Source organism: Sulfuricurvum sp. RIFOXYD12_FULL_44_77 (assembly GCF_001830725.1).
Taxonomy (GTDB): domain Bacteria; phylum Campylobacterota; class Campylobacteria; order Campylobacterales; family Sulfurimonadaceae; genus Sulfuricurvum; species Sulfuricurvum kujiense_A.
Genome location: NZ_MIBU01000255.1, coordinates 1 through 7,369, shown reverse-complemented (window position 1 = coordinate 7,369; position 7,369 = coordinate 1). Strand labels below are relative to the sequence as shown.

The window sequence follows — 7,369 nt, the reverse complement described above, 5'->3', positions numbered from 1 at the left end:
ACAACGGCACCCTCTTCGGCTAGATTACCGAAAAGAATAGACAATCCGCCCACAGGAGAATACGCATTTTCATTGGTGTGGATAATATTTGTATCTTTGATCACCGCATCTTTGATCCGCTCACCCAACGTTTCCCCGGTCACGGTCATCGCATCGGTATAAAGGGTTCCACCTCGGCGTGAGACCTCTTTCATAACGGCATTGACACCGCCGGCACGATTGATATCATCCATGTGCACCGTTGAAAGCGACGGTGAAATTTTCGCGATATGGGCAACATTCTCAGAAATCTTGTTAATTTGGGTAATATCGAAATCAACCCCCGCTTCTTTGGCAATGCTCAACATATGTAATACCGTGTTAGAGCTTCCCCCCATTGCCATATCGACGACGAATGCATTATGGATCGCTTTTTCGTTGAGGATATTTTGCATATTCCATTTTTCAGAATTTTCATCTTTTACCATCTCGACGATACGGCGTGCCGCCGTTTTCACCATCTCGATACGCTCAGGGGTCATAGCGAGAACTGTACCGTTACCCGGTAATGCAACCCCCATCGCTTCACAGAGTGTGTTCATCGAGTTAGCGGTAAACATTCCCGAACAGCTTCCGCCTGATGGACATGCTTCGCACTCGATCTCATAAAGCTCTTCATCCGACATTTTTCCATCAGCATGTTGTCCGACCGCTTCAAACGCGGTTGCCAAATCGATCGGAGTACCGTCTTTTTTATGTCCCGCCTTCATCGGACCGCCGGAGACAAATATTGTCGGGACATTGACACGCAATGCCCCCATAAGCATCCCCGGAACAATCTTGTCACAGTTAGGGATACAAATAAGACCGTCGAGTTTGTGCGCGTTCATCACCGTCTCAATACAATCCGCGATCAACTCACGGCTAGGAAGGGAATAAAGCATCCCATCATGCCCCATCGCGATACCATCATCGACACCGATGGTATTAAACTCAAAAGGGACTCCCCCCGCTTCGCGGATCGCCTCTTTTACGATTCGTCCGTACTCTTGGAGGAAAAAATGTCCCGGGATAATATCAATATGGGAGTTTGCTACTCCGATAAACGGTTTGTTAAAATCTTCATCTTTGAGTCCGGTTGCTCGAAGTAAGCTTCGGTGAGGGGTTTTATCAAACCCCCGTTTAATCGTATCACTGCGCATAAAAATTCCTTAATTTTTTTCAATATCTCTCATTATAGCAAATTTTTTATTCTCACCTCTTTACACACCATACTTTTTTTGCTATACTTCCAGTCCACAAAAACAATGCGGGAATAGCTCAGTGGTAGAGCACAACCTTGCCAAGGTTGGGGTCGCGAGTTCGAACCTCGTTTCCCGCTCCAGAATCTCAGTTGAAACATTGCTTTTTGATGTTTGAACTGAGATGTTTTTTTCTACGTGAAGCCCGGATGGCGAAATCGGTAGACGCAAGGGACTTAAAATCCCTCGGTGGTAACACTGTGCCGGTTCAAGTCCGGCTCCGGGCACCATCATGGTGGCGGCATAGCCAAGCGGTAAGGCATGAGCCTGCAAAGCTCTGATCCCCGGTTCGAATCCGGGTGCCGCCTCCAGCATAGAAAAAGATTGTTTCACTTTTATACGGGTCACTGGCAGAGTGGTCGATTGCACCGGTCTTGAAAACCGGCGAGGGTTATACCTCCCAAGGTTCAAATCCTTGGTGGCCCGCCATCACAACTAAACTTCATCAAAACACTTCCTATCACATCACCATTCATCGATTACGATTATTAGTTCAGCCCTTCTAAAAGAACCGTTTTCATTTTATCCGCAGGCAGCGGTTTGGAATAAAAATACCCTTGTATGTTTTCACATCCGTTTTGGACCAAAAACTCTTTTTGCTCACGTGTTTCGACACCTTCGGCAATGATTTCGAGATTGAGACTTTGCGCCAATGCAATAATCGCTTTAGTGATGGCGCTGTCTTCTCCGTCATTCGGTAAACCACGCACAAACGATTGATCAATTTTGAGTTTATTGATCGGCAATTTTTTGAGATAGGAGAGAGAAGAGTATCCTGTTCCAAAATCATCGACTGCTATTTTAACTCCAATACGGCTGATCTCTCTTAAAATTTCTATCGCCTCATCCGGATTCATCATAATTTGATCTTCCGTCACCTCCAGCTCTATCCACTCTTCCCTGCATCCTGTCTTAGCGATAAGATCCGCTAGAAAACTGATGAAATCATTTTGCTGTAGCTGTTTCATAGTGAGGTTCATAGCCAAAATCCCAGGATTGAGCCCTTCTTTGTTCCATAAAGCTATTTGGGTCATAGCGCTTTTCATGACAAATCGATCCAACTCAACAATGAGCCCTGTCGATTCAGCAATGGGGATAAATGCGGCCGGAGAAACAAGACCGACGGTTGGACTTTGCCAACGCACCAAAGCTTCCATTCCATTAAGCGCATTACTCCGTCCATTGACCTGCGGTTGAAAGTAGACAACAAACTCTTCATTTTTAAGCCCCGCGCGTAAACTAGCCTCCATAACTACCCGCTCTAGCGCTCGTGCCGTCATTTCAGAGGTATAATACTGAACATTATTTCTCCCCTCATTTTTGGCGGCATACATAGCGGCATCGGCATATTTCAAAAGATCCTGCGGGGTATCGCCGTTATCAGGATAAAGACTGATACCGATACTGCACCCGACATAGAGTTCATTATGATCGACCGTAATCGGTTCTGAGAGGACTTTTAGAATTTTTTCGGCCAATAGCATCGCCTCTTCTGCTTTTTGGAGCCCTTCGATAATGACGGTAAATTCATCCCCCCCAAAGCGAGCCAACACTTCCTCATTTTGTATTGTTTCATGCAATCGATTCGTTACAATAGTTAGAACCTCATCCCCTGCTTCATGCCCGAGGGAATCGTTAATCTCTTTAAAATGGTCAAGATCGATAAAGAGAAGTGCCATTTGAGAATGCCGCTCTTTCGATTTTTTTATTGCATGTTCGAGTCTCTCACTGAAAAGAATCCGATTAGCCAACCCCGTCAGCGCATCATGAGTCGCTTGATATTGAAGTGCATTTTTTTGCGCACGAAGCTGATTGTGTTGCTCAAGGAGTGCTATTTTTGAAGCTCTTATCGATTTGATCATCGTATTCATAGTTGCAGAAAGGGCAAAAATTTCTTGTGCATCGTATTCAGGGATTAAGTTAATCGGGATTCCGTCTTCATCACTATACGCGATTACACTCACCATATTAGAGAGGGGTTTTAATATAAAAAGACGTATGGCAATAAAAAGAGATAGCATCAGTAATAAAGAGAGGGCTGCCGTGTTTATCAATGCCTCCACTATGATTTGGTTCAACTCCTTTTTCATCGCTTGGTCAGAAATAAAAATAGTTATCGCACCAAGCTTCCCTCCCGAGTGGGAAGTTATTGTATACGTATCGGAGTAGTAGCACTCCTCTAGCGCTTTACGCTGCTGAGGATTTTGTGCATCGTAATCGACAATATTACCCTCCACATCTCGGATTTTTCCGCTAATATAGGATTCTTGCCCTAATATTTTACCCATATTGAAATCTTCAACAATAACGGCAAACATATCTCTTGATTCCATTTCATTAAAAACAAGAGTATCGTACTCGCTAATGGCATAGGCCTCAATAAGATTGGTAATGTTTTTTTGAAGGGCTGAGACAGTAAGAGCCGAGGTCTGTTTCATGGCTTCTACCGTCTTATTTTTCGTCATAACGTAATAATACGATGAGTGTACAGACATAATCATCGTAATAGTTGAGACAATAATAATGGCCAGCGTTACATAAAGCGACTGCTTCGAAGAGAGTATTTTTAGTGATTGTTTCATTTTATTGCCTCAATTCCTAAAACATTCTGTTTAATAATCGGAAGTTTCTCTTTAATGTTATCGGTTGAGATAGCGAGAATAGGGAGTTGAAGATTTTTTTCAATCTTTTCCCCCTTTAGATGATTATCCAAAGAATGTACGGCCTCGCGACCCATTAGATAGGGTTGCTGCATTGCAGAACCAACGAGAATACCTTTAGGGATAAGCTCTAAAAACTCCGGTTCCGCATCAAAAGTAGCGACTAGAATCTGATCCTTTTTCCCCGCATCGGCAATCGCATCCAATGAGCCTTGATACCTATCTGAGCCTTGCAGCCATAGGGCGCGAAGATCAGGGTGCTTTTTTATAAGTTCTTTCGAATAGACATATGTCTCTTCATACGAAAAAGTCGATTGTTGTCGAATGTCTGCTGTTTTAATCCCAGCTTCATCCATAGCCTGCATAAATCCGGCGGTTCTTAGTTGTCCGTTCAATCTTTTTTGGGGAATCGAAATAATACCGACCCTTCCATCACTCCAACCACGATTGAGCATCTCTTTGGCAAGAACTTTTCCGATGTTATAGGCACCTTCTCTGTTATTAGAAGAGATATACGAAACATACTCCCCTCCATCGGTTCCAATATCCGATATAATAACGGGGATATTGGCACTTTTTGCCAGCTTCAAGATAGTAACACACGCTGATGACGTGGTAGGGGAGACGATAATTCCCGCTACATTCTCTCTGATAGCTTTCGCCGTGAATTCTAACTCTTTTTTTCTGCTGTTCTCGGCGCTGTAGATATCGACTTCGTATCCCATGGTCTCGGCACTGCGCTCTACACCTCTGGCCATAATAGCCCAAAAAGGGATCCTCATATCGGAAACAATATAAGCTAATTTTTTGTTCGCCGATTTCTCTTCTACGGCATCAGAACTGCTCTCTTTGGCTGTAGTGGGAACATAGTTCTTTTCCGTATTAGACCCCGTATCAGACAATACAACCCACGCGCTCAACGACAACACGACAAAAACAGCAATTAAAAAAAATCTGTTCACTTTATACCTTTTATTCAGTACACCTATCGAAATGTATCAATAGTACCAAATCTAACGCCAAAAACAGATTATTTTATCTAAAATTGATCTAATCTTAAATTTTTATCTTTTTCTCTTATATCCCGAAGTATCCTTTTTAAACTCGTATAAGGAATTTAGAATGGAAACCCATTTTCAAAATGAACCGTTTAAAGCGTCACTTGATGCCGATAAAGAATATTGGTATTGCACCTGTGGACAATCAAAAACTTTTCCGTTTTGCGACGGAAATCATGAAGGAACCGGTAAAACGCCGATCAAATTTTCGGAGGAGGTCGAAACCGACAGGTGGCTATGCCGATGCGGACGTTCCGGTCGTAAACCCTACTGTGACGGATCGCACCAACAGGGAGGCTAAATCAACCGTTCCATCAAATACGCGAGTAACGGCAATGTCACCAATGCCGCAAAGATCCCATATCCTACCAATGCCGCACTGAGTGCCGGGGCAAATCCTGAAGCTATCGCCAAGGCACCGGCAGTAATCATCGAAGGCATCCCCGATTCCAATACCGCCGTTTTCAACGCGAGCGGATCAGTTCCCATCGCAAACAAAATCCCAAAAGCAATAAGGGGCATTCCTATCAATTTAAGAGTCAGTGCTTTTGTAAAAAGAGGATAATCGATATCTCCCCCAAAACGGAGCGAATACCCCACCGATATCAATGCCAAAGGGACGAGCGTTGAAGAGAGTGTCTGCACATAAGGCTGTATACCAAAAGGGAGTTCCCCCCACGCAAGAGCAAACAGCAAAATCAAAAAAGGGGGGAATAAGAGCATCTTTCGGACAATCAGCCGTTTATGAATTTTCCCGCTCTCATAGCGGGCGATCACCGCACTTCCGTATAATGAGAGGATTAAAAAAGTTCCAAACTGATCGTACATCAGGACATAGGGGATTGCTTCTGAACCGAGCAAGGTCTGAGTAATAGGGATTCCGACAAATGAGGTGTTCCCCAGCGGTATAACAAGGAGCAAGGCGGCACGAACGTGAGAGGGGTAGTTACGTGTCATCACCATAACAATAGCCACGGTAATCGGTAATAACAACCAAGGGATCAGCACTACCCCCAATGCCGACATATCCAAATGGATTTTCGGAACCTGAAGCAATACCGTTGCAGGCAAAGAGACATAAATAACAAAAAAATTAAGGCTTTTCGAAAAATCCTCAGGAGCAGAACTTTTTTGGAGCGCTATGCCGATCAGCAACAAAGCTATGATAAAAGCAAACTGCTCCATTTTCTACTCCGATTTTAATTACCGCAATAGTAGTCACAACCCCCTTTCAATCCTCTAAAAAATCTTAGCAGCACTGATACTCGCAGTTTTTCATTAATTCAAGACCAATCACATGGTTACTCTCTTCAAATAGCTCTTCGATATAAAAAACAGAAGCGCAGACATGGTAAAGAACTTTTTCATCGGATTGTTTCTCATGGTAGCTTTGGGGTATTTTTTCTTTAAATGCCTCCCAAAAACGATTATTGTATTTTTTATCATGCGTCACTTCAATAATGGCGTCTATCACTTCGGTCGCATGCAGATAACAGTCGATATTCATAAATGAGACGTATCTATCCACTGTTTCTTTGTTGTCGTATTCCATCGTTTTCCCCTCAGCTCATGTGAGAGAATTGTATAGCAGATACGAGAAAACAATGTCCGTTTATATTGGAAAAACCGCTCATTTTTGTCTAAAAAAAAGGCATGAGTGATTAATCATCCAAACGGTACAATTACCTATTGAGAAAAAAAGGGATATTATGCCGCATCACCACACTTCCCAAAAGGTATCCTTTACGACGATACTCAAATGGCAATTCTCTAAATCTTTTCGAAAACGGCGCACAGATCGATCTAACCTCCCCATCCTCTCTCAAGAAGCTCTTCCGGAGGGCGAATATGCTCTCTGGCTCGGACATGCATCGCTGTGGCTTAAACTGGAAGAAACCACGGTAGCCATTGATCCTGTTTTAGGAAATATTCCTCTCTATCGACGACATAGCCCTCTTCCCCTCCCAAAAGAGCACCTGAGTGCGGATGTAATCCTCATCACCCATGCCCACTATGACCATTATGATAAACCATCTATTTTATTTTTATTGCAACAAAACCCAAATACGATCATTGTTGCCCCCGCTGGATTTTGGCGCTATCTCAAAGGAAAAATAGCCCGCGAACGATGTTTTGAACTAGAGTGGTGGGAATCGGTCATGGTGGGAGGGCTTTTTATCACGCTCACCCCAAGCAAACACTGGAGCAATCGTACTAATATCGATATGAATAAAGCATTATGGGGGGGATACGTCATCCAAAATAAGGATCACACGCTCTATCATAGCGGTGACAGTGCGATGGGAGAACATTTTAAAGCAATAAAAGAGAGATTTGATATCGATGAAGCATTTTTGCCGATCGGAGCGTA

The 7,369-nt window shown here is 43.4% G+C and carries 7 protein-coding genes and 4 tRNA genes; 6 read left to right on the top strand and 5 right to left on the bottom strand.

Annotated features, from left to right (window positions below; genetic code table 11):
* A partial coding sequence (locus tag A2517_RS09045) for a dihydroxy-acid dehydratase (protein WP_294896260.1) occupies positions 1–1,181 on the bottom strand: 1,181 nt, incomplete at its 3' end.
* Positions 1,182–1,288: 107 nt separating this feature from the next.
* On the opposite strand from A2517_RS09045, the gene A2517_RS09040 reads away from it, so the two are divergent.
* The 4 genes from A2517_RS09040 (at position 1,289) to A2517_RS09025 (ending at position 1,709) form a co-directional block, all read left to right on the top strand.
* Positions 1,289–1,363 (top strand) — tRNA-Gly (locus A2517_RS09040).
* Positions 1,364–1,423: 60 nt separating this feature from the next.
* Positions 1,424–1,510, top strand: a tRNA-Leu gene (locus tag A2517_RS09035).
* A gap of 7 nt (positions 1,511–1,517) precedes the next feature.
* Positions 1,518–1,591: transfer RNA gene (locus A2517_RS09030), tRNA-Cys, on the top strand.
* Positions 1,592–1,621: 30 nt separating this feature from the next.
* Positions 1,622–1,709, top strand: a tRNA-Ser gene (locus A2517_RS09025).
* A gap of 59 nt (positions 1,710–1,768) precedes the next feature.
* Here A2517_RS09025 and A2517_RS09020 read toward each other — a convergent pair.
* Positions 1,769–3,862, bottom strand: a complete 2,094-nt coding sequence (locus A2517_RS09020) for an EAL domain-containing protein (protein ID WP_294896258.1) — start codon at positions 3,860–3,862, stop codon at positions 1,769–1,771.
* Positions 3,859–4,902, bottom strand: coding sequence for a substrate-binding domain-containing protein (locus A2517_RS09015; protein ID WP_294896256.1), 1,044 nt, complete (start codon positions 4,900–4,902; stop codon positions 3,859–3,861). Before A2517_RS09015 ends, A2517_RS09020 begins: the two co-directional genes overlap by 4 nt.
* A 160-nt stretch (positions 4,903–5,062) precedes the next feature.
* On the opposite strand from A2517_RS09015, the gene A2517_RS09010 reads away from it, so the two are divergent.
* Positions 5,063–5,299 carry a CDGSH iron-sulfur domain-containing protein gene (locus A2517_RS09010; RefSeq protein WP_294896253.1) on the top strand — a complete coding sequence of 79 codons (237 nt, stop codon included), beginning with the start codon at positions 5,063–5,065 and terminating at the stop codon, positions 5,297–5,299.
* Here A2517_RS09010 and A2517_RS09005 read toward each other — a convergent pair.
* The gene (locus A2517_RS09005; RefSeq protein ID WP_294896251.1) at positions 5,296–6,183 is read right to left on the bottom strand and encodes an AEC family transporter; all 888 of its coding nucleotides are present in this window, start codon (positions 6,181–6,183) and stop codon (positions 5,296–5,298) included. The two genes, A2517_RS09010 and A2517_RS09005, sit on opposite strands and share 4 nt — an antisense overlap.
* Before the next feature lie 64 nt (positions 6,184–6,247).
* Entirely contained in the window at positions 6,248–6,550 is a 303-nt protein-coding gene (gene cowN, locus A2517_RS09000; RefSeq protein WP_294896249.1) for a N(2)-fixation sustaining protein CowN, read from the bottom strand.
* 157 nt (positions 6,551–6,707) lie between these two features.
* On the opposite strand from cowN, the gene A2517_RS08995 reads away from it, so the two are divergent.
* A partial coding sequence (locus A2517_RS08995; RefSeq protein ID WP_294896247.1) for an MBL fold metallo-hydrolase occupies positions 6,708–7,369 on the top strand: 662 nt, incomplete at its 3' end.

Bases quoted from the DNA above. Each gene is read 5' to 3' on its own strand.
- A2517_RS09020 (WP_294896258.1), bottom strand. From the start codon at position 3,862: ATGAAACAATCACTAAAAATACTCTCTTCGAAGCAGTCGCTTTATGTA.
- A2517_RS09010 (WP_294896253.1), top strand. From the start codon at position 5,063: ATGGAAACCCATTTTCAAAATGAACCGTTTAAAGCGTCACTTGATGCC.
- A2517_RS09005 (WP_294896251.1), bottom strand. From the start codon at position 6,183: ATGGAGCAGTTTGCTTTTATCATAGCTTTGTTGCTGATCGGCATAGCG.
- cowN (WP_294896249.1), bottom strand. From the start codon at position 6,550: ATGGAATACGACAACAAAGAAACAGTGGATAGATACGTCTCATTTATG.